The organism is Paraburkholderia sp. J11-2, from assembly GCF_905220185.1.
Lineage (GTDB): Bacteria > Pseudomonadota > Gammaproteobacteria > Burkholderiales > Burkholderiaceae > Paraburkholderia.
Genome location: NZ_CAJMYY010000029.1, coordinates 23,839 through 46,498, shown reverse-complemented (window position 1 = coordinate 46,498; position 22,660 = coordinate 23,839). Strand labels below are relative to the sequence as shown.

The 22,660-nt window shown below is 67.1% G+C and carries 17 protein-coding genes; 11 read left to right on the top strand and 6 right to left on the bottom strand.

What is annotated here, in order from left to right:
- Positions 1-83 precede the first annotated feature (83 nt).
- A complete protein-coding gene (locus U5A57_RS32430; protein ID WP_321915770.1) occupies positions 84-845 on the bottom strand; it encodes a GntR family transcriptional regulator in 762 nt (253 codons plus the stop codon).
- A gap of 86 nt (positions 846-931) precedes the next feature.
- Between U5A57_RS32430 and U5A57_RS32425 the strand changes: the two genes are divergently transcribed.
- A complete protein-coding gene (locus U5A57_RS32425; protein ID WP_321915769.1) occupies positions 932-2,230 on the top strand; it encodes an L-fuconate dehydratase in 1,299 nt (432 codons plus the stop codon).
- 6 nt (positions 2,231-2,236) lie between these two features.
- On the opposite strand, the gene tssA is transcribed toward U5A57_RS32425, so the two are convergent.
- The 5 genes from tssA to U5A57_RS32400 form a co-directional block, all read right to left on the bottom strand.
- Positions 2,237-3,346 (bottom strand): type VI secretion system protein TssA, encoded by a 1,110-nt coding sequence (gene tssA, locus U5A57_RS32420; protein ID WP_321915768.1) that lies wholly within the window; start codon positions 3,344-3,346, stop codon positions 2,237-2,239.
- Entirely contained in the window at positions 3,343-7,272 is a 3,930-nt protein-coding gene (locus tag U5A57_RS32415) for a type VI secretion system protein (RefSeq protein WP_321915767.1), read from the bottom strand. Before U5A57_RS32415 ends, tssA begins: the two co-directional genes overlap by 4 nt.
- Complete coding sequence (locus U5A57_RS32410) at positions 7,269-8,339, bottom strand: DotU family type IV/VI secretion system protein (protein WP_321915766.1); 1,071 nt, start codon at positions 8,337-8,339, stop codon at positions 7,269-7,271. Before U5A57_RS32410 ends, U5A57_RS32415 begins: the two co-directional genes overlap by 4 nt.
- On the bottom strand, positions 8,332-9,699 hold the full coding sequence (gene tssK, locus U5A57_RS32405; RefSeq protein ID WP_321915765.1) for a type VI secretion system baseplate subunit TssK: 1,368 nt from the start codon (positions 9,697-9,699) through the stop codon (positions 8,332-8,334). The genes U5A57_RS32410 and tssK overlap by 8 nt, the downstream gene beginning before the upstream one ends.
- A gap of 89 nt (positions 9,700-9,788) precedes the next feature.
- On the bottom strand, positions 9,789-10,286 hold the full coding sequence (locus U5A57_RS32400; protein WP_321915764.1) for a hypothetical protein: 498 nt from the start codon (positions 10,284-10,286) through the stop codon (positions 9,789-9,791).
- 549 nt (positions 10,287-10,835) lie between these two features.
- Here U5A57_RS32400 and tssB point away from each other — a divergent pair.
- From tssB to U5A57_RS32350, 10 genes are all read left to right on the top strand, one after another.
- A complete protein-coding gene (gene tssB / locus U5A57_RS32395; protein WP_321915763.1) occupies positions 10,836-11,405 on the top strand; it encodes a type VI secretion system contractile sheath small subunit in 570 nt (189 codons plus the stop codon).
- Positions 11,406-11,426: 21 nt separating this feature from the next.
- Entirely contained in the window at positions 11,427-12,902 is a 1,476-nt protein-coding gene (tssC, locus tag U5A57_RS32390; protein WP_321915762.1) for a type VI secretion system contractile sheath large subunit, read from the top strand.
- A 133-nt stretch (positions 12,903-13,035) separates the two neighbouring features.
- Positions 13,036-13,542: an Hcp family type VI secretion system effector gene (locus U5A57_RS32385; RefSeq protein ID WP_321915761.1), complete on the top strand. Its 507-nt coding sequence runs from the start codon at positions 13,036-13,038 to the stop codon at positions 13,540-13,542.
- A gap of 9 nt (positions 13,543-13,551) precedes the next feature.
- On the top strand, positions 13,552-14,046 hold the full coding sequence (gene tssE, locus U5A57_RS32380; RefSeq protein WP_321915760.1) for a type VI secretion system baseplate subunit TssE: 495 nt from the start codon (positions 13,552-13,554) through the stop codon (positions 14,044-14,046).
- The gene (gene tssF, locus U5A57_RS32375; protein WP_321915759.1) at positions 14,030-15,817 is read left to right on the top strand and encodes a type VI secretion system baseplate subunit TssF; all 1,788 of its coding nucleotides are present in this window, start codon (positions 14,030-14,032) and stop codon (positions 15,815-15,817) included. Before tssE ends, tssF begins: the two co-directional genes overlap by 17 nt.
- The gene (gene tssG, locus U5A57_RS32370; RefSeq protein ID WP_321915758.1) at positions 15,781-16,920 is read left to right on the top strand and encodes a type VI secretion system baseplate subunit TssG; all 1,140 of its coding nucleotides are present in this window, start codon (positions 15,781-15,783) and stop codon (positions 16,918-16,920) included. The genes tssF and tssG overlap by 37 nt, the downstream gene beginning before the upstream one ends.
- Positions 16,917-19,598: a type VI secretion system ATPase TssH gene (gene tssH / locus U5A57_RS32365; RefSeq protein WP_321915757.1), complete on the top strand. Its 2,682-nt coding sequence runs from the start codon at positions 16,917-16,919 to the stop codon at positions 19,596-19,598. The genes tssG and tssH overlap by 4 nt, the downstream gene beginning before the upstream one ends.
- A gap of 49 nt (positions 19,599-19,647) precedes the next feature.
- Entirely contained in the window at positions 19,648-21,636 is a 1,989-nt protein-coding gene (locus U5A57_RS32360) for a type VI secretion system Vgr family protein (protein WP_321915756.1), read from the top strand.
- Between the two features lie 7 nt (positions 21,637-21,643).
- Positions 21,644-22,189, top strand: coding sequence for a toxin-antitoxin system YwqK family antitoxin (locus U5A57_RS32355; protein ID WP_321915755.1), 546 nt, complete (start codon positions 21,644-21,646; stop codon positions 22,187-22,189).
- 48 nt (positions 22,190-22,237) lie between these two features.
- Positions 22,238-22,633 (top strand): DUF4280 domain-containing protein, encoded by a 396-nt coding sequence (locus U5A57_RS32350; protein ID WP_321915754.1) that lies wholly within the window; start codon positions 22,238-22,240, stop codon positions 22,631-22,633.
- The last annotated feature ends 27 nt before the right edge of the window (positions 22,634-22,660 follow it).

Below are 22,660 nucleotides of genomic sequence, written 5' to 3'. Positions count from 1 at the left end.
CGGCGCTGCACGAAGGTGGTTGAAGTACGGTCGTTGCTTGACGTAAGGCCAGGCTGCTTAGGGTACGCAGGTACTTAAGGTGCTTATGGCGCAAAGAGATCCGGCCGTGCTTTCGCCGACCGGCGCAACTCCTCGATCACCTGATCGAGATGGTCGTGCATGGCTTTCGCCGCCGCGTCGGCACGGCCGGCGCGAATGGCCTCGAAAATCCGTTCGTGTTCGTCGAGCGTATGAGCGAGACGCTCCGGGCTCGCCAACAATTGCCTTGCGCGATCGAGCGCGTTGCGCGACACCGCGACGATCTCCTTCACGCGCGGCAGGTTCACCGCGTCGAGCAGGATTTCATGAAACGCGAGATCGAGCTCATGAAACACGAGTCGCTGACCGTTTCCCGCGACCTTGCGCTGCTCGTCGAGATTGGCGGCCAGTGCGTCGATCGTGGCGCTATTCTTCATGCGCGCGACGCCGCGCACCGTTTCGACTTCGAGCGCGCTGCGAATGAACAGATGCTGGCGAATATCGTCGAGCGCGATCGGCTTCACGCGCGTGCCGCGCTGCGGCAAAACTTCGACGAGCCCCGCGTGCGCGAGCTTCGCCAGCGCGGCGGAAACCGGAAAGCGCGACACGCCCATGCGTTCGCAGACCGCCATCTTGTCGATCATCATTCCGGGTTCCAGCGCGAGCGTCACAATCGCTTCTCTGAGCGCCTGCTCGACCGCGTCAGTCAGACTGCCGCGCTCGCCGCCCCTGATCTTTTGCAGTGCGACATAAGGATTGCCGGCGACACTCGCCACTTCGGATGAAGAGTTCACGGCGCGCTTGATTTTGAGAAGACATGCTAGCATGCTAGGTAGCAGATTCAGCGTTGTCAACGCGTGCAAACGCCTGGTTTTCCCCTACCCGAAAGCCGTCCCTTCCATAGGGAGTTCGAATGACCACGATCAGCAAGCTTTCCGTTCGCGACATCCGCTTTCCCACTTCGCGCTCGCTCGACGGTTCCGACGCCATGAACGCCGCGCCGGACTACTCCGCCACCTACGTCACGCTCGAAACCGATTCTCCTGACAAATTCACCGGGCACGGCCTCACGTTCACCATCGGCCGCGGCAATGAAATTTGCGTGACAGCCGTGAACGCGCTCGCGCCTCTGATCGTCGGCAAGCGGCTCGAAGACATCACCGCGAATATGGGCGCATTCTGGCGCGCATTTACTTCGGATAGCCAATTACGCTGGATCGGCCCGGACAAGGGCGCGATCCATCTCGCTACGGCGGCGGTCGTCAATGCGGTATGGGATCTGTGGGCCAAATCGGTTGGCAAGCCCGTCTGGAAACTGCTCGCCGACATGAGCCCCGAGGAACTCGTGCGGTGCCTCGATTTTCGCTATGTGACCGATGCGATCACGCCTTACGAAGCGTTAGCCATTTTGCACCGTCACGCGAAGACGAAGGGCGCGCGCGAAGCGGAAATGCTCGCACAGGGCTACCCTGCCTATACCACCTCGGCGGGCTGGCTAGGCTACGACGACGACAAGATTCGCCGCCTCGCGCGCGAAGGCGTCGCGCTGGGCTGGACGCATTTCAAGCAGAAAGTGGGCGGCAATCTCGACGAAGACGTCCGGCGCGCACGCATCCTGCGCGAGGAAATCGGCGAGAACCTGAAGCTGATGATGGACGCCAACCAGGTGTGGGACGTGGACGAAGCCGTGGCGAACATGCGGCGTCTCGCGGAATTCGACCCGTGGTGGATCGAGGAGCCGACGAGCCCCGACGATATTCTCGGCCACGCGGAGATTCGCCGGCGTTTGGGATCGATTGGGGTCGCGACGGGCGAGCATTGTCACAATCGCGTGATGTTCAAGCAACTGCTGCAGGCGCAGGCGATCGATTTTTGCCAGGTCGATGCCTGCCGCTTAGGTGGACTGAACGAAGTGATCGTCGTGCTTTTGATGGCGGCGAAGTTCGGCATTCCAGTGTGCCCGCATGCGGGCGGAGTGGGATTGTGCGAGTACGTGCAGCATATTTCGCTGTTCGACTATCTGTGCGTTTCGGCTTCGCTGGAGAACCGGGTGCTCGAGTATGTCGATCATTTGCATGAGCATTTTGTCGATCCGGTCGTGATCCGCAATGGGCGGTATATGCCGCCGCAGCGGCCTGGCTACAGCATCGAAATGAAGCCGGAGTCGCTCGAGAAATATACGTTCCCCGATGGTGAGGGGTGGCGGCCTTAAAGACCTTTACTCGCTCTCTGGCAGCAACCCAAGCGCCGCCCCCAGCGCTCTGCCCCGCTCACCTGCCATCAACTCGGCCAGAAGCTCCGGCAGCGGCTTGCCGCCCCAATCGAGCGCCCGCTTGAGCATATAGGGCACCGGGCTGTGCGGCTCGTAGCGCATGAGGTAGTCCGCAACAATGGCCAGCAGCCTGTACGCCTCGTCGCGCGACTGAGGCCCATCGAGCCTTTTTGGCCCCGTCGGCTCCTGCGCCGCGCCAGCCGAAGCAACCTGAACCGCTGCGGGCTCGAGCGCCGCCGGTTCCTGAATCGATGCGGCCTCAACCATCGGTACGTCCTCCCATGCGGGATGCTTCGTGAGCCAGTCGCGCAACACGCCCTCCATGCGCTCCAGCGTGTCCACCACCGCCCCGAACGACGGCGCTTCCGCGCCGAGCCGCTGCGTGCACCACGCGTCCAGCTTCGCAATCGGCGCGCGGGCCGAGCGCAGCGCCTGCAACTGGTCGCGCAGCGCGGCGGGCGCCGCTTCGTGCGCGGCCTGCGCCAGCGCCTGCGCCAACCGCGCGGCTTCCTCGCGCTTCGCCGCAGGCACGTCCTTGCGGTCTTTCACCGCAACGGCCTCGCGCTGCGCGCCCTGCCAGCGCGCAAGCGTCAGTGCCGTGCCATCGGGCCCCGCGCACAGCGCAATACGCCCGGCGAGCAAGGTCGGGAACTGCTGGGCAACCCATGCGAGCGGCGCGGCACGAAAACCCATGTCGCCGTCGCGCGGCAGCGGATGGATGTCGTCCGAATAGCGCGCACACAATTCGCTCAGCAATGCGAAGCAAGCCGGCAACGCAACACTGCCATAGCGTTGCAGCCAGCTTTCGCCGAGCCATGCGGCAAGCGTCAGATCCTTGCTCCGCCGTGCCAGGAGGTCCTCGCAGCCCGCTTCGACCGCAGCCCAGTCCGCGACCTTGAGCGTGGTTTGCCAGATACCCGCGGGCAGTGCCGGATCGTCCTCGCGGCGCGCCGCCTTGATCGCGTCGAACGCGGCATCGTGCAGCAGCGAGACGCCGGCGGGCGCATCGCCCGGTATGGGTTGAACGAGTGCTTCGATGTCGAATGCCGGGTTCATCCGTGCCCCGCCTGGGTGGTCGAGTTGCTCGACGGATACGGTCCATAAGTGACCGCAGGCGTGCCGTACACGCTGTAGCCCGGCGCCGCGTATGGCAGGTCGGGCCACGTGAGCGCCGTTTTCGCTGCGCCCGTCATGCCCACGCGCATGAACATGCGCGCGGTTTGCGTGCCGCCGTTGCGGTCGCGCACCGGCACGCTCAGCACCATGCGCGCGCTTCCCGCTCCGGCTCCCGTGCCGCCATCCGGGCCATCGTCCGGCACCACGTGCAGGCGCACGAGGCGCAACAGCGCCCATGTGTCGTTTGCCGCCCAGGTGGCGGCTTCGCCATCGACGGAAAGCGTCGGCTGCGAAGCGTCCTGCATCGGCCGCCACGGGCCGTCCTTCGCCCAGCGCAGGCTCAGCGCGGCGGGCTGGCCCGGCGCCCAGCGCAGCGGCGAGCCGGCTACAGCGGGCCAGGCGAGCGTCTGGCTGCCGCTTGCGAGCGACCACTGGATCACCTGGTCCGCGCCGGCTTCGTCCGCGCGGTCGATGCGCCAGTCCACCGCCACGTCCACGCCCACGAGCGCGCCGTCCGCGCCGCGCGCCACCAGCGCGTCGAGCCAGGGCTTCGCGCGCGCGAGCTTCGCGAGAAACTGCTGCGCGCCCGCTTGCTGGCCGCCGCTCGCCGCCGCGGCGCTCATGCCGCGTTGCGCGTCCGCGAGTTTCGCGTCGAGCAGCGCCACGAACGCCGCCGTCTGGCGCAGGTCGGCGGCCTGCGCGTTCGCGTCCGCCGAGAACGGGAAGCGCCCGGCCAGATACCGCGCGAAATAGCCGCGCAACTGTTCATAGGCCTCGCCGCCGGTGCCGATCTGCAGCCGGTAGCAGCGCTCGCGCGCGGATGAGACGAGCCGCATGCCCGCGCTCGAGACGATGTCGCCCGCGCCCGGCACATCGACCTGCGCTAGCGAGGCGCTGCACGTGTCGAGGTCCATCTTGTCGAGCTGGTTCGAGATGATCGACGGCACCGCCACCAGCGCGCTGGCCGGGCTGCGCGCGCGGTATTGCGCGAGGTCCGCGAAGAGCGCCTTCCAGCGCGCAACGAGCCGCGCATCCGCCGTGGAGAGCGGCGGGTTCTGCGCCGTGAGCCAGTCGAGCGCGCTCGACGCGAGCGTGGCCGTGTCGGCCACCGCGCCCGCCTGGGCGGCGAGATAGGTTTGCAGCGCTTCGGGCGTCGCGGCCCCAAACGCGCGCATCGACCCGCCCGCGTTGCCGTTCCAGGCCGAGAAGTCGCCGCGCACGGGCCGGAACGGTTCGAGCGATTGCAACTGCGCATCGGTCGCGCGCAGCACGTCCAGCGCGGCGTCGCTCACGCGCAGGGCGACCGCCTGTGCGAGATCGGGGCGGCCGAGCGAGTCGAACGCTTCCACGAGATCGGTCGCGTTCTTGCGCAGCGTGTCGAACGGTGCACCTTGCGTTTGCGGCGCATACGCGACGTTGCGCGCCCCATTCGGCGCCGCGGGCGCCGACAGCGCGGCGACCATGCTGTGCACGGTCGCGTTGCCTGCCGCAGCGAGGAGCGGCCCGCGCCACGCTTCGGGTGCCTGCGCCAGAAGTCCCGCTGAATATTGCTTGTAGGCCGGCAGGACTGCCAGCGCGCGCTGCGCCGAGTCCGCATCCACGCCGCGAATTTCGGCCATTGCACTGCCCGCGCCCGCAACGAACGACTGGCCGAGCAACGTGCGCAGCGCATCGCGCAGCGGCAGCAGGTCCGCCGCCAGTTGCAGCCCCGTGGCGGGATTGGAGACCAGCACGCCGGGCAGGTTGCCGCTTGCGAGCCAGCGTGCCGCGAATGCGCTTTGTTCGCTTTGCTCGTGCTCCAGCACGCTCGCCACCGGTGTCGCGCCGATCAGGCGCAGGCCTTTTGCCGTGTCGAAGGTCGCCGTGAGTCCCGGCACGAGTTCCTGGCCGTGGGTGCCCGCCCAGCCGTGGTCGGCGGTATCGACCTGGGTGGCGAGCGTGTCGATGCGCGTGGCCAGTTCGGAGAGCGAAGCGGTGGTGGGAACTGCGCCGGGCGCCTTGAGATCGGCGAGCATGGTCTGGATTTGCGCAGCGTTCGTCGTGAGCGAGGAGTCCTGATAAATGTCGTCGAACCAGCGGTCGAAGGTCTCCTCGAAGCACACGCTCGCCCGCGCTTGCGCGGCGCGCGCCTCGGTGCCGTCGAACGGCAGTTGGCCGCCTTCCACGGCGCTCGCGCGCACCGCGTCGTCGAGCCCAGCGCGGTCGGCCACATGATCGGGCGAAAAGCTCACGCCTACCGCCCCGCGCATGAGCTGCGCGAGCATGACGGTGTTGCCCGAGTCGCGCTCCACCAGCTCGTTGTAGTTTGTGATGAGCCGCTCGGTCTGCGCCGCGTTCGTGACGAGCCGCGTGCCCTGCGTATATTCGGGCAGGTCCTGGGGACGCCGCGCGGCGGCCGCGAGGCTCGCGTTGACGTCCGACCCAACGGGGGCGCCGGCGCAGTTCAGATCGGCGAGACGGCTGATGAGCCGCGTGCGCAGCGGTGTAAATACGAGCCCGCTCAGCACGTGGTATTGCGCTTCGTCGAGCCGCCGCCGCAGGCCGAAATACGACAGCGGCATGAACGGCGTGGCGAGTTGCCAGCGCGGCACCTTGACGAAGGCGTTCGCGGCGCTGCCCAGTGCGCCTGCCGCCGCCGCTTCGCCACCGCTCGCGCCCGTTTCGTGCCAGGCGGCGCTCGCGAGCGCCAGCGCGTCGTAGCTGCTGGCGAGCGCACGCGCGTCGCTGCGCACGTGCCACGTGGTCACGCCAAGCCCCACGCACCAGCACACGCCCAGCGCAATCGCGGCGAACGTGGCGATGCGGTAGCGGCGCATGCGCAGCGCGAGCACGCGCGGGATGGCGAGCGCGAGTCCCTGCCCCGGCATCAGCACGTCGTGCCACAGGCGCGACGCGAAGGCCGGTGCATCCTTGCGCGCCGCATTCGTGATGGCGGGCTCTTCGCGCTCCTGCGCCTGCGGCATCGCGCCCACGCACCAGATGCCGCGCAGGAGCGGCGCGGTGCCGTCGGCGGCGCCGCGCAAGGTCGGTTCGATGTGCTCGCGCAATGGCTCGCGCAGCGTGTCGATGCGCTGCGGCAGCAGGAACACGTCGCCGTCCAGCGCGCCGTCGAGCGTACCCATTTCGGTGACCGTCGCCGCGAGCGCGCGGCTCATGTCCGCGAACGCTTCGTCTACCCAGGCGGGCTCGAAGGCGCGCCGCGGCGCATAGGGCGAAGCCCAGCCCAGCGGCGTTTCGATGCGCTCGCGACGCAGGCGTGCCGCGAGCGCGTCGAAGCCCGATAGCGCGTCGCAGCCCGTGACCACCACGTAGAGCGGCAGCATCTGCCCGAGCTGGCGTTGCAGCGCGAGCACCGTGCGCGACGCTTCGAGCGCGGCATCGGTATCCGCACGCGCCGTGCCGTTTTCGTCGATGAGCGTATCGAGCGCGATCACCCACACGAGCGCGTCGAGCGGCCGCCCCGGCCGGTTGCGCAACAAGCCGCGCAGCAAACGCCCGCCGGTCGCGCCGCGCCGGCGCTCGGCGGCCGCGCGCGCGCCGAGCGAGTCGCCCGGCTCGGCAATCAGAATGCCTTCTGCGTCGTGCCAGAGCCTGCCGAACCAGGCCGGCTCGCCCACGCTCGCAAGGCGCCAGCCGCGTGCCAGCGCGTCGAGCGCCGCCGGTGTGCCCGTGGCCAGCACGCGCGGCACCGAGTACGGGTCGCGCACGCCCATCGCGTTGTGCGCCGCGCGCATCATGGCGGTGAAATTGCGCAGCGGCCTGCGTTCGTCGCGCGCGCGCACCCAGCGCACGACGAGCGCAGCCACGAGCCCCACGATCAACAGTGCGATCAGGACGATCAGGATAACGATGAGTGTGCTCGTCATGGACGGGCTCCCCGTGGCGCGCCGTCCGTGCTTTCTTCACTGGCTTCGTCGGCGCTTTGCACGCTCACCGGGACGATGCGGCGCGCCGCGAGCGCGAGCGTCGAGGGCGTCGAGAGCGGCGAAGTGGAAACCGTCTGCGCCGCGGGGGTGTCCTGCGTTTGCGGCGCGAGTTGCTGGTTGGCGGGCGGAGCCGGCGGCCGCAGTCTGCGGATCGTCCTCGCGCGCGGCAGCACCATGCCGGTGGTGCTCGTATGGTTGATCTGCGACGGACGCCCTTGCATCATCGACACGGTTTCGAACTGTTCGAGCGATGGACGCACAGGCGCTGTCGCGTAGAGCCACAGCAGTTGCGACACGCCGAGCAGCACCGCGAATCCGCCGCCCACGAACAGCGCGAGGCGTGCGCGGTCTGGAAACATCTGCGAGAGCGGCCGGGTTTCGCGCGGCGCCAGCGCGGCGCGTTCGAGCGGCGCGCCAAGCCGGTTGGGCTCCGGGTCGCGCTGCATGGCGAAGGCGAACAGCGCATGGCGCAACTGGTCGTGGCGCAACGCGCCCGCTTCGCCGCGCAGGCGGCCTCGAAAGCCTAACGTGAGGCAGGCGAGATAGACATTGGCAAGATCGCGCTGCGCCGGATCGCGTTGCGCGAGCAGCGTTTCAATGGCGGCCGGAATGCGCTCGCCTGCCGCGCGCGTGCCGAAAATGCGCGCTTCGAGCGGCCATGCCTCCCATGCGCTCGCGCCGTTCCACGCGGAAAACAGCAGCAATTCGTCGAGCAGCGCGACATAGGCGTATTGCGCGGCGGCAATGTCCGCTTCGCCGGCCGCGCCGGTCCACGCCATGGCGTCGCGCGCGAGCTTGCGCGTGGCGGACTGCAACTGCGTGGCAAGCGTGTCGGCCTCGCGCTGGGGATCGGCCGGTGGTTCGGCGTTGGCGGCGTTTGCTGCATTCGCCGTGCTCGCGGCCTGGGCCACGGCGCGCAGGCGCGCGTTCTCCGCAAAAGCGAACGCCACGACGAATGCGCGCATGAGCGGCAGGCGCTCGTCGTTCGGGTCGCCGGTGTCAAGCATTGTCGGCTCCCGTGGGGCGCGCGTCGTCGTCGGCGTCGCCCGTGGGCGTGAAAAGCTGCACGGCCCAGGGCGCGCGGCCTGGCACGCTCGTGCGGACCTCGATGCACAGCGGCTGCGCGCGGTCGAACCACGCGTCCTCCACGCCCACCGCGAAGAGCGTGGTGTCGTCTCCGGTCGCGTAGGCGGCGCGCTCCTCACGCGCGAGGCGGCGGCGCGCGAGGCCCCGCATGCGCTGCCGCGCGAGCGTGGGCACATAGGGCCGCGACGCGACAACGGCATGATCGAGCCACACGCTCGCGTCGTGCTCGCCGGCGTCGGGCGGCATGCGCAAACCGATCACGAGTTCGCGCGCAACGTTGCCGCCGCTTTCGAATGGCGGCGCGATCCAGAAGCTGCCGCCTTCCTCGGTGAACGCGCGTACGCGATAACCCTGGCGGATCGTTGCGAGCGCTTCATCCGCCCATTCGAGCAGCGGATCGAACGACGCGAGCAGCGCCATGTAATCGAACGTCGCGAAGGCGGGCACCCCGCGCTCCGGGCGCAACGCCGCGAGCGCGCCCGTCATGCCGGCAACGGCGCGATACAGCTCGGCCGGGTGCGCAATGCCGGTGACGAGCGTCGCCTCCACTTCGGGCAGGCGGCTCCAGAGTGCGCAGAGCTGGCGCTCGATCTGCGCGGTGTCGTCGCGCTCCTCCGCACGCTGCGCCGCCTGCAGCCGCCCGGCCAGGAACACGCATTTCTCGCGCACGCGCAGCAGCAGCCGCATCACGCGCTGACCGAGCACCGAGTCGGCGCGCACGAACGGACACGGCGGCGCGTAGTCCGCAATCGCCACGCCGCCGCCCTGCTGCCTCACACACATGAGCGGCAAGCGGTCGAATTCGTGACGGCCGAGATCGGTCATGAGGTGCAGGCGCGGCGACCATGTCGTGATCGAAGCGGGCTCGCCGCCCGAGACAAGATCGGGAACATCCGGACTCTCGCGCTGGGTGTAGCGCCCGGTCTGCGGATCGAGCTGCCCGCCGCGGTATAGCGGCGGCACCGCGAGATAGATCGTGACCGCTTCATCCGGCGCGCTGAACGCGTGGCTCACGTCGATCTCCAGCACCGGGTCGTGCGGCGTGTGGCGAATGGCGAGACCGTCGGCCATGATCGCCTCCAGCGCACTGATGCGCACGAGCCCCTGGGCAAGCCCCGCGGCGTCGTGCTCGAGTGAAAGCACGCCCCAGTAATGCGCGCGCGCGGCGCTGGCCAGCAGCGCGGCGTGCCCCGCCGCGTGCAGCGCCTGAGTCTGGAAATGCTGCGGCAGCAAGGGCATGCCGTCGAACCAGCAGACCGGATCGGGAAACGAAGTTCGCATGATGTGTTTGCTTTCTATTGCTAAACGTTCCGTCGTTCAGTGTTGCCGCACCATTGCGCGACACCTTCACATGACACATTGGCGTCACATCAATGCGAGGCCTGCACGCTCAGATCCTGGTCGCCGAGCAGCAGCAGCGCGTGAGCGGGCCCCGTGTCGAGCCTCACGCGGTGCGCGCCCGGTGTCTGGTAGTCCGCGAACACCACGACGCCAGCGCCACGCTTGCCGCCAAACGGAAACGGCGCCGCCGCGATCTGCTGACCCGGCACCACTTCGAACGACACGACCGTAATGTCCTCGGGGTGATCGCGGCGCCATTGATCGCGCTGCGCGAACCACTTCGCCGAAGGCAGACCGAGCAACGCGTCGAGCAACTGGGGATTGCGCACGAGCACGGCGTCCACGGCAATGGGCGTGTCCTGATTCGCTTGAATGGAAACGGCAATGGCCAGGGTATCCACCTGTACCTTGGGCAGCGACGAGCACGCCGCGAGCCACTGCGCGAGCGCAAGCAGCACGAGCGTGGCGGCGCGCCAGCCGTGCGGCTGCGCGGCGCGCGACGCGCCCGCGAATAACGTGGTGATCACTGCGCAATCCCCATTGTTTGCGTCGCCTCTTGTCTGCGATGCCTCCTGCCCGCGCGCAGGAGAATTCATGCTAGTTCGTATTTCTAATCAAGACGCATGTTCTGCTGCGCAAGGTGTTTTGCGCGTAGTCTACAAGCGCCCCACTTGTCATTGCAATAACGATTTTCTAATCGACCAATTCAAAAAGAATAAGTAAATAAACTTGAAAGGAATCCTGTATATGCGCCGTAAATATACTTTGAATTTCCCCGTTTACTGTTCTAAAGTCCTGACCGTCTATCTTCACGTCTCGCGCGACGAAGGACAAGCTGAGAACCAGGCAGCGCGACGCTTAATGCCGTGAATGCTCTCGTCTGACGAATCCGGGGGCATGCTTTAGCTGTGCTTTTTTCTGAAGGGCCGGGAGTGGATCGCGCAATCGTTTAATTACGTTTTGCGGCCCATTGTCGTCTTAAAGAAAATGCATCATGAAAAAGGCAGATTGACGACAAACGCGCATCTCCTCCCGTTGCACAACGCATTAGAAGAACGACCGCCACCGAGGTGACCATGGCCGACAGTACCCAGCACTGGTTCGAACGGAACCGACCGCCGCGTGTCCAGATCACGTACGACGTCGAAACGGGCAACGCCATCGAAAAGCGCGAGCTGCCGCTCGTCGTGGGCATTCTTGCCGACCTGTCCGGCAAGCCCGTCGAGCCGTTGCCGAAAATGACGGAGCGCCGCTTCGTCGACATCGACCGCGACAACTTCAACGACGTGATGAAGTCGATCGGGCCGCGCGTGACGCTGCAGGTCGACAACACGCTCGCCGCCGACGGCAGCAAGATCAACGTCGAGCTGAAGTTCGAGCATATCGACGACTTCGATCCCGTGAGCATCGTTCAGCAGATCGGCCCGCTCAAACAGCTTTACGACGCGCGGCTGCGCCTGCGCGACCTCCTCACCAAGCTCGACGGCAACGACGAACTGGACAAGCTCCTCCAGGAAGTGGTGCACGACCCGAAGGGGTTGAGCGAAATCCGCTCGGCGCACCCGCAGGACACGCCCACTGCGCAGTTGCCGCCGCCGGAGCCAGGCGACGCCCCTGCCCCTGCCAGCGACACGCCGGCGAGCTAAGCCCAACACGAGGAGACGATCATGTCCGACATTCAGGCCGCCGCGACCGCGCAGGCGGGTACGGTCACGCTGCTCGACCGCATCGTGCACGAAGGGCGCATGGCGCAATATGAGGAACAGCAGCAGCACGCGCGCGAGCTGCTCGCCGAGTTCGCGCTGCAGGTGCTCGACAAGAACATGACCATCAGCCGCGACACCGTGGCGATGATCAACGACCACATCCGCAAGATCGACGAACTGATCAGCGAGCAGCTCAATGAAGTGCTGCACCACCCCGACATGCAGGCGCTGGAGTCGTCGTGGCGCGGCCTGCACTTTCTCGTGAAAGGCTCGGAAACGGGCACGCGCCTGAAGCTGCGCCTCCTGAACGCTTCGAAGAAAGATCTGCAGAACGATCTCGAGAAGGCCATCGACGTCGACACCAGTGCGCTATTCAAGAAAATCTACGAAGAGGAATACGGCACCTTCGGCGGCTTTCCGTTCAGCGTGCTCGTGGGCGACTACTACTTCACGCGCCAGACGCCCGACGTGAGCCTGCTCGAAAAACTCGCCTCCGTGGCCGCCGCCGCGCATGCGCCGTTCATTTCGGCGGCGCACCCGCAACTCTTCGACATGTCGAGCTTTACGGAGCTGGGCGTGCCGCGCGATCTCTCCAAGGTCTTCGAGACGATCGACATGGCCCGCTGGCGCGAATTCCGCAAGAGCGAAGACTCGCGTTATGTCGCGCTCACGCTCCCGCACATCTTGATGCGGCGTCCTTATCATCCGGACAGCAACCCGGTTGAGGGCATGAACTTCTTCGAGGACGTCGACGGCACGGACCACTCGAAGTATCTATGGGGCAACTCCGCGTACGCGCTTGCGCAGCGCATTACCAACGCATTCGCCCAATACAGCTGGTGCGCGGCGATTCGCGGCGTGGAAGGCGGCGGCGCCGTCGAGCGCTTGCCGGACCATATCTTCCAGACGGCCTCGGGCGACAAAGCCATGAAGTGCCCCACGGAAGTGGCGATCACCGACCGCCGCGAAAAGGAGCTCGACTCGCTCGGCTTCATCGCGCTCGTGCACAAGAAGAACGAGGGCATGGCCGTGTTCTTCGGCGGCCAGACCGCCTGCAAGCCGGCGCTCTACAACACGCCCGAGGCCACGGCGAACGCGCGCATTTCGGCCATGCTGCCGTATATCCTCGCGGCTTCGCGCTTTGCGCACTACATCAAGGCGATCATGCGCGACAAGGTCGGCAGCTTCATGACGCGCGATAACGTGCGCAGCTACCTCAACACGTGGATTGCCGACTACGTGCTCGTGAACGACAACGCGCCGCAGGAAATCAAGGCGCAGTATCCGCTGCGCGAGGCGCGTGTGGACGTGACCGAGGTGCCCGGCAAGCCTGGTGCTTACCGCGCGACGGTGTTCCTGCGGCCGCATTTCCAGCTCGAGGAACTCACCGCGTCGATCCGGCTCGTGGCGACGTTGCCGCCGCCGGCTGCCGCCTGATCCAGCAGCGACGACAAACGATTCGATGAAGACACGACGGCCAGGCGGCGCATGAGCGCCCCTGGTCCCTGAACGCGCCTGGCGCCGCGCACGCGGCCCGTGTGTTCCTTTACTGCTTCGGGAGCAGCAAACCATGGATTCGATCATTCTCGACCTGGGCGCCGATATCAAAGGCGAGTGCACGCTGGAAGGCTATGCCGACAAGATCGAGCTGATGTCGTACAGCCACAATGTGGCGATGCAGGTGACGAACGACGTCAGCAATTCGGAGCGCACGTCGGGCAAGCCCCATATCGGCGAATTCACCGTGACGAAGTTCGTTGACGTCGCCACGCCCACGCTCAACGAATATTGCTGCTCGGGCAAACCCATTGCCAGCGCGTCCGTCGTAGTGGGCCGCAACGCCGCCGAAAGCGACGGCAAGGTCATGCCGTTCATCACCTATACGCTGAACAATGTCGTGCTGAGCAACGTGAGCGTCTCAGGCGGCGCGGGCGGCAAGCCCGTGGAAACGCTCTCGCTGAACTTCACGAAGATCAAGTGGGAGTTCACCGCGCAGAAAGACGACGCCACCAAGGAAGGCACCGCGGCTTCCACGTGGGACCTGGCCGCGAACAAGGTCGTGAAGGCGGCGGGCTAGCGCGCGCCTGTGGCGAACGTCCGCCCCTTCATCGCCGTCGCGCCCATGCCGCTCTTCGAGCGGCTGGCCGACGATGCGCCTTTCGACGCGCACGAGTCCGTCGACGAACTCGCCGCGCGCACGCTCGATGCGGCGGGTTTGCGTGCGTCGGTCCGCGCAGAGTTGCTGCGCCTGCTCAATACGCGCCGCGGCACGCCACGCGTGCCACGCGCGCCGGACGTGCTGCTGTATGGCCTGCCCGACTGGAGCGGACAAAGCGCGGCGCGCGCGGAAGACCGGGCCGTGATCGAGCGCGAAGTGGCCGAGGCCATCCGCGCGTTCGAGCCGCGCCTGCACGGCCCGCGCGTGAAAATCGAAGCGGATGCCGCCGCGCCGTGGCGCCTGTGCCTGCGCATTCGCGGAACGCTGCGCGGCAGCGACGGCGTGGAGCACGTGGTCACCTACGTCGCCGGGCAGCATGGCGACACGCAGTCCATCGGGATCGTCGATGAACGACTCGCTTGATGCGCAACTGCTCGATTACTACCAGCGCGAACTGACCTATCTGCGCCGCGCGAGCGAAGGCTTTGCGCAGCGCTATCCGAAGATCGCCCGACGGCTCGAACTCGGCCCCGGCGAAAGCGCCGATCCGAACGTCGAACGCCTGATCGAAAGCTTCGCGGTCCTCACCGCGCGCATCCAGCGCACGCTCGACGACGAATACACCACGCTCACGGATGGCCTGCTCGAACAGTTTTATCCGTACGCGTCGCGGCCCGTGCCTTCCATGACGATCGTGCAGTTCGAGCCCGACCCCACGCAAGGCAGCATCGCCGCGGGGTTTCGCGTGCCGCGCGACACGCCCCTCATGCACGTGGACGCGAGCGGCACGTCGATCCACTGGCGCACGAGCAGCGACGTCATGCTCTGGCCGCTTACCCTCGCCGCGGCCCAGTTGCTCGACGCCGAGGAAGCGCAGGCGCTCACGAGCAATGCGTCGCTGCAATCGGCGCTGCGTCTCACGCTGCGCAGCACCGGGCCGCACAAGCTGGGCACGCTGCCGATCGAGCGACTGCGGGTGCGCCTCACGGGCTCGCCCGTTACGTCCGCTGCACTCTACGATCTGCTCGGCGCGCACAGCGCCGCTACCTGGCTGCAAGCACCCGACGCAACGTTGCGCGCGCAACGAGGTCTGCCGAGCCCGGTTGGCTTCGACGAGAACGACGCGCTCCTGCCGCTCGAAGACGGCGCGCATCCGGCCTGCCGTCTGCTGGTCGAGTACTTCGCGTTTCCCGAGAAGTTCGCGTTTTTCGACCTGCCGTTCAAGCCGCCTGCCGATGCCGGTGAAAGCCTCGACCTCGTGATCGGCTTCACGGCGGCCCCGCGCGGACGCTTTACGTTGCACACCGACGATATCCAGCTCGGCTGCGCTCCCGCGCTCAATTTGTTCGGGCGCACCTCCGAACCGTTGCGGCCCGACGGCACCGCGCGCGAAATGCGCGTGAGTCCCGACGCGCACCGTGAATCGAGCACCGAGATCTACGCCATACGCAATGTGCGCGCCGTGGCCGGCCGCACGGTCACCGACGTGCCGCCCTGGTACGGCTCGATGCACGGTGCGGATTCTGCTGTCTACTGGTACGCGCGGCGCGTGAGCGGCCTGCATGCGTCGCGCCCCGGCAGCGATGTCATGCTCACTTTCGTCGACACGCGCTTCAATCCCGCCGCCCCTGCGGCGCGCACGCTCACCGCGGACCTGTTGTGCACCAATCGTCATCTGGCGCATCGGCTCGCGCCGGGCGCCGCGCTGTCGTTCGAAGTGCCCGGCCCCGTGGCGAAGGTGCGCATTGCGCATCGGCCCACGCCGCAGATCGTGGCCGCGCTCGACGGCACGTCGCGCTGGCGTCTCGTGTCGCAACTCGTGCTGAACCACGCGTCGATCGTGGAAGGCCCGCAGGCGCTGCAGTCACTGCGCGAAATGCTCATGCTCCACAATCTCGGTGCACATGCCCCCTCACAGCGCCAGATCGCGGGGCTCGTGGCGGTGTCGAGCGAACCCATCGTCGCGCATGTCGGCTCGGACCGCTGGCGCGGCTGGCGCAATGGCCTTGGCGTGCGTATCGAACTCGACGACGCGAGCTTCGTGGGCGCGAGCACCGTGCTCTTTTCTGGCGTGCTCGCGCAATTCTTCTCGCTCTATGCGAGCGTCAACCGTTTCGTACAGACCTCGCTCGTACGCGACGGTCGGGAGATCCGCACATGGCGGCCGACGATGGGCAGCCCGCTCGTTCTCTGACACAGCGGCTGTTCGACGAGCCGCATGCGTTCGAATTCACGCAGGCCGTGCGCCTGCTCGAATTGCTGCAGCCGCATGCCCAGCCGCTCGGCACCGGCCTCGACCCCGGCCAGGAAGCGCTCGCGCTGAGCGGCAATCTCTCTCCCGCGTTTCCCGCGAGCGCGCTCGGGCCATTGCGGCGCGGCCTGCCGCGGTCGCTCGCTTTTGAGCCGCACGCGGGCGAAGAACCCGTCGCGCAATCCGAACATGCCGGGCCGCCTCAGCTCCAGGTCAATGCGTTCGCGCTGGGCGGCCCGAACGGCCCTCTGCCCGGCGCGTGGCAGGAATGGCTGCAGGACCGGCTGCGCCGCAAAGACCGCTCGGCGGCGGCGTTTCTCGACATCTTCCAGCACCGGCTGCTGGCGCTGCTCTATCGCGCGCAGCGCAAGTACCGCAGCGCCGAACCGCTGCCGGCCACGGCACAGCGTTCGGCTGACGTCGTGCTGCGCGCGCTCACGGGCAACGCCTCGCTGAGTTTGCTCCCGTACGGCAACCATCCAGTGCAAGAGGCGCAAGCAGCGCCGCCGCCACCCGAGCCGCTCGACATGCGCGCCGTACTGGCGCGCGCGGGCCTCTTTGCGAACCGCCGGCGTTCGCTCGCGGGTTTTGATGTGATGGTGCTCCATCACTTCCGCGTGCACGTGCGCTCCACGCCGTTCGCGGGTGGCTGGCGCACGCTGCCGAGCGCGAGCCGCACGGCCATCGGCTCCGGCGGCCGCAACCGGCGGCTCGGCCAGGACGCCGTTGCGGGCACGAGGATCTGGGACGAACACCAGGGCATCCGCGTGCGCCTCGGTCCGCTCAGGCGTGAGCAGTACGAAGCATTCCTGCCGGGCGCGCCGGCCCACGAAGCGCTGCACTCGCTGGCCGCCGAGTGGTTCGGCGCCGAACTCAAGGTGCATCTCGAACTGCAGCTCGGCGCAGGCGAATTGCCGCGCGCACGCCTCGCACGGCACGCGCCTATGCGGCTAGGCTGGACCGCCTGGGCCGGCGCGGCGGAATCGGCGCCCGCGCGTCTCACGTGCCTTGCGCCCGACGACACTCAGGGGCGTACCGCGCCGTGACGCTCGATCTCAAGACGCTCGTTGCGCGCCTCGAGCGCGAGCCGCGCGAAGCACTCGAACGCGCCGCGCAACAATGCCTGCGCGAGACGCATTTCGTGGTTGAAATCGAGCACTGGCTGCTCGCGCTCGCCGAACCCGAGGGCGGCGACTTCGCGTGCGTGCTGCCGCACTTCGGCGTGGACCGCGCCGCGCTCGCCGCCGAAATCCGCATCGCCATCGCGCGCTTCAAGCGCGGCAACACCGGCATGCCGTCGTTCTCGCCCGACCTGCTCGTGTGGCTCCAGGACGCGCTCGTGCAATCCACCGTCGTGCTCCAGCAGCCACGCGTGCGTGCGGCGACGCTGCTCATCGCGCTGCTCGAAAACGACGCGCTGCGCGCTCGCACCGTGCATGCGGCGCCAACGCTGCTGCGCGTGGCGAGCGCGGCGCTGCGCGCCAACTTCGCTGTGTGGCTTGCGCCGAGCGAGGCGGCCGCGCCGCTTGCTCCGCTTGCTCCGCTTGCGCCCTTCGTGCCGGCACCGCCTGACGCGCCGCTCGAAGCCGCTATGGACGGCAACGCGAGCATCCCCGCGCTAGCGGGTGCGCTGGAGCCTGCCACGCCCGCCCGCGCCCTGCTCGATCAGTACACGCTCGACCTGACCGCCGAAGCGCGGGCGGGACGCATCGACCCGATCATCGGGCGCAATGCGGAGATCCGCCAGACGCTCGACATCCTGTTGCGGCGGCGTCAGAACAACCCCTTGCTCGTGGGCGCGCCCGGCGTGGGCAAGACCGCCGTGGTCGAAGGCCTCGCGCTGCGCATTGCGGCGGGCGACGTGCCGCCGCCGCTTGCCGAGGTCTCGCTGCGCATGCTCGACCTCGCGCTGCTGCAGGCGGGCGCGGGCCTGAAAGGCGAATTCGAGCGGCGCCTGCGCGCGGTGATCGACGAGGCGCGGCACTCCCCGCGCCCCGTTGTGCTCTTCATCGACGAGGCCCACACGATGATCGGCGCGGGCGGCGCGGAAGGCGGCAGCGACGCCGCGAACCTGCTCAAGCCCGCCCTTGCGCGCGGCGAGCTGCGCACGATCGCGGCCACGACATGGCTCGAATACAAGAAGTACTTCGAGCGCGACCCGGCGCTCGCGCGCCGCTTCCAGCTCGTGCAGATCGAAGCACCCGACGAGCCCACGGCCATCGCCATGCTGCGCGCGCTGGCGCAAAAGTTCGAGGCGCACCACAGCGTGACGATTCTCGACGCCGCCATCGTCGATGCCGTGAAGCTCTCGCACCGGTACATCTCGGCGCGCCAGCTGCCCGACAAGGCGATCGCCGTGCTCGACACCGCCTGCGCGCGCGTGGCGCTCGCGCAGCACGACACGCCGCCGCAGCTCGAAGCGGCCCGGCACCGGCAGCGCGCGCTCGACGACGAACTGCTGCGCCTGCGCACGGAAACGGTGCTGGGCGCGAACCACTCGCAGCGCCTCGCCGTGCTCGAAACCGAACATGCGCACAACGCCGCGCTCGTCGAAACGCTGGAAGCGCGCTGGCACGATGAGGCGGCGACCGTGCGCGAGATTCTCGCGGTACGCGCGCGCCTTGCCGCCCTCGAAGCCGACCCGCGCGAGACTTCCAGCGCCGGCGCGCAGGAACCGCCAGACAGCGAGGATGCGAACGAAAGCAACGAGGCCGCCGATCCGCGCGAAGACCTCGCCGCCGAACTGGCGCGCCTTGAAAGCGGCCTCGAAGCGATTCGCGACGACGACCCCATGGTCCCGGTGTGCGTGGATTCGAAAACCATCGCTGCCGTGATCGCGAGCTGGACCGGAATTCCGGTCGGCAAGATGCTCGCCGACGAGGCCCACGCCGTGCGCACGCTCAAGGGCCGTCTCGCGCAGCGCATCGTCGGTCAAGACGCGGCGCTCGACCGTATCGCGATGCGCATTCAGGCCTGGCGCGCGGGGCTCGCCGACCCGTTGCGCCCGGTCGGCGTGTTCCTGCTGGTCGGGCCAACGGGAGTCGGCAAGACCGAGACGGCCTACGCCCTCGCCGACGCGCTCTATGGCGGCGAGCGCAATCTCATCGTGATCGATCTCGCCGCGTATCAGGAAGCGCATGCCGTCTCGCAGCTGCGCGGCGCGCCGCCGGGCTATGTGGGTTACGCGAGCGGCGGGCAGCTCACCGAGGCCGTGCGTAGGCGTCCTTATAGTGTCGTGCTGCTCGACGAGATCGAGAAAGCGCACGTCGATGTGCTCGAGGCCTTCTACAACGTGTTCGACAAGGGCGTGATGGAAGACGGGACCGGGCTCGTGGTGGATTTTCGCAACACTGTGATTCTCGCGACCAGCAACGTGGGCGCGGAACTGCTGCTCAATACGCCAGCCGCGACACTCGCCACCGACGCCTTTGCGCGGCGGCTGCACGAAGAATTGCTGCACGCGTTTCGCCCCGCGTTCCTCGCGCGCATGACTGCCGTGCCGTATGCCGCGCTCGACGACACCGTGCTGCGCGCCATCATCGAAAAGAAGCTCGAGCAGCTGCGCATGCGTTACCGCGACGCCACGGGCAAGCAGTTCGCCTTCGACAGCCGGATCATCGACGCCGTGCTCGCGCGCTGCCGCGCTGCGGGCGGCGCGCGCGAAATCGACAACGTGCTCATGAACGAGCTGGTCGGCACGCTCGCGCAGTGGGCGCTCGAATGACGATGCATCCAACCCGCCACACCGCATACAGCCAAACCTGATCCACGCGATGAACCGCCCCATCTCAGTCGACACCGACGCGCGCATCAGCCTGAGCGGAAGTGCGTTCAGCACGCTCTTTCCCGCCAGTTTCGAAGCGCGCGAGGCGTTGGACGCCCCCACCGCGCTGACGCTTCACGCCCATGGCGGATTGCCGCCGCCCGCGCCCTCGGGCATGACCGGCAATCATGCGACGCTCTCGCTCGCATGGGGCGAGTCGCCGCGCCTTATCGACGCCGTGTGCACGCGCGCCGCGCAGTTGCCCTCGACGGTGGACGCGAGCCACTTCACGCTGGAGCTGCGTTCGTGGCTCTGGCTCCTCACGCTCTCGCGCAATAACCGCATATTTCAGGGCAAAAACGCGCAGGAAATCATCCAGGCCGTTTTGGCGGGGCATAGCTTGACGGACTACTCGTTCTCGGTCACGGGCACGCCCGCCACGCGCGAATGGTGCGTGCAGTACGCGGAGTCGGATTTCGCGTTCGTGAGCCGTCTGTGCGAAGAGGAAGGTTGGTTTTACTTCTTCCGTCACGATACCGGCAGCCATACGCTCGTCATTGCCGACAGCAACGACGCCTTCACGCCTCTGCCCGGCGACGCGACGCTGCACTACACGGGCGGCACGAGCGGCGCGCGCGAATCGACGCAGATCGTTCACTGCGAGATCGTCGAAGAAACGGCCTCCGGCCTCTTCTCGCATACCGATTACGCGTGGGAAACGCCAAGCGCTCAGCTCTACTCGCAGGCACAAGCGGCATCGAACGGGCACAGTGTGTACGAGTACCCGGGGCGTTACGCCACCAGCAGCGACGGCTCCACGCTCTCCAAGCATCGCGTGGATGCACTGCGCGCGCCCACGCGGCTGCTCATCGGCGAAAGTGATTGCCGCGCGCTCGCGCCCGGCTGCCGTTTCACGCTGGCAGACCACGATTCCAGCGACGCCAACATCGAATGGGTCGTGCGCAGCGTGATTCACGAGGCCGATCACAGTCGCTATCGCAACCGCTTCGAAGCGTTTCCCTTCGCGACGACCTGGCGACCCGCGCGCACGACGCCGCGCCCCTTCATGCCCACGCAGACCGCGACGGTGGTCGGCAAGAGCGGCGAGGAGTTGTGGACTGATCAGTATGGCCGCGTGAAGGTGCAGTTTCACTGGGACCGCGACGGCCAGAACGACGAACAGAGTTCGTGCTGGATTCGCGTGGCGCAGCCCTGGGCGAGCAAGCGCTTTGGCATGCAGTTCATGCCGCGCGTGGGCGACGAAGTCGTGGTGAGCTTTATCGACGGCGATCCCGACCGGCCGCTTATCACGGGCAGCGTGTATAACGGCGCGAACCTCCCGCCCTATACGCTGCCCGACAACCAGACGCAATCCGGCATCAAGACGAACACCTCGAAAGGCGGCAATGGCTTCAACGAACTGCGCTTCGAAGACAAGCAGGACAGCGAGGAAGTTTTCCTGCAGGCGCAAAAGGACCTGAACGCCAAGGTGATCAACGACGCCACGTGGACCATCGACCACAACGAAACCAGCACGATCAAGAACGATCGCACGCATACGATCAAGGAAGGCAACGATACCCTCTCGGTCGAACAAGGCAACCGCAGCACGACGGTGAAGACCGGCGACGAAACCGTCGACATCAAAGGCGCGCGCACCGTGAAAGCCGGCGGGAACGAAACGCGCACGGTGGGCGGCAATCTCGATCAGACCGTGACGGGCAACATGACGCTCACCGTAGACGGCAACCTCACCATCAAGGTAAGCGGCACGCTCACGCTGCAAAGCACGGGCAACCTCACGGCGAAGAGCGACGCGTCGCTCACGAATCAGGCTGCCGTGTCGCTCACGAATCAGGCCGGCACGTCGTTGACCAACAAGTCGGACGGCACGCTTTCGAACGAGGCGCAGAGCGTGACGAACAAGGGCGCCGTGCAGCAGACGGTGGACGGCGGCGGCATGCTGGTGGTCAAGGGCGGCATTGTGAAGATCAATTGAGGCGAACATGGAGACGATCCAGCCGGTCACGATAGAACGCGACGACACGCGCATTGAAGGCGCGACGCTGGGCGGCGCGCTGCACGGCCCGGTTCGCATCGAATCCGAAGGACGTCCGGTGGCAATGATTCGTTATGCCAATGGTGTGCTCAGCGGTCCGGCGACCTATTTCTATCCTGAGGGCAACCCCTCGGCACAGGTGCAATATACGGGCGGCAAGCTCGACGGCAAGGCACTTTTCTATTTCCCCGACGGCAAGATCCAGCGCGAAGCGCACTATGCGCATGGCGTGCTGCACGGGATCTCGCGCACGTGGCTGGCCGACGGCACGCTGCTCGAAGAAGCGCATTACCGCAACGGAAAATTGCACGGAATCCTGCAGCGCTTCCATCCGAATGGTTGTCTTGCGTTGCGCCAACCGTTCAGCGCGGGCAAGCCGCTCGAAGCCGCGCAGCGCTATACCGACGACCGACGACCGATCGCGGCAGACGGCAAGCCGCTGCCGCGCTGGAAGCAATGGTGGCAATCGCTCGCCAATCCGTCTTCGGCTTGATTTCAGCCTGCGATTTCCGTACGACCGCGACGTATAAGGAGCCACACGATGACCAGTCCGCAAGTCTGCGCCGGCGCTACGCTGCAATGTTCCTTTGGCGGTGCGCCGGGCACGCTCAACGTGATGCCCGTTAATCGTGTGCTCGTGAGCGGCGTGCCCGCCGCAACGATTGCCGACTCGATTCCCATCGCCAATGTCACGCCGTTCGCCCTGTGCCAAAGCCCGGCGAACCCCACGGTGATCGCTGCGACAGCCGCGGCGCTGGGCGTGTTCACGCCCATGCCCTGTGTTCCGGCCACGCCGTCGCCCTGGATTCCCGGTGGCGCACCCACCGTCACGCTAGGCGCGATGCCGGCGCTGGATGCTCAGGCTACGCTCGTGTGCATGTGGGGCGGCGTAATCAAGGTGGTTCAGCCTGGGCAGGTCTCTACGCTAATTCCATAGGGCACGGCCGCGAGCGACACGCCCGCG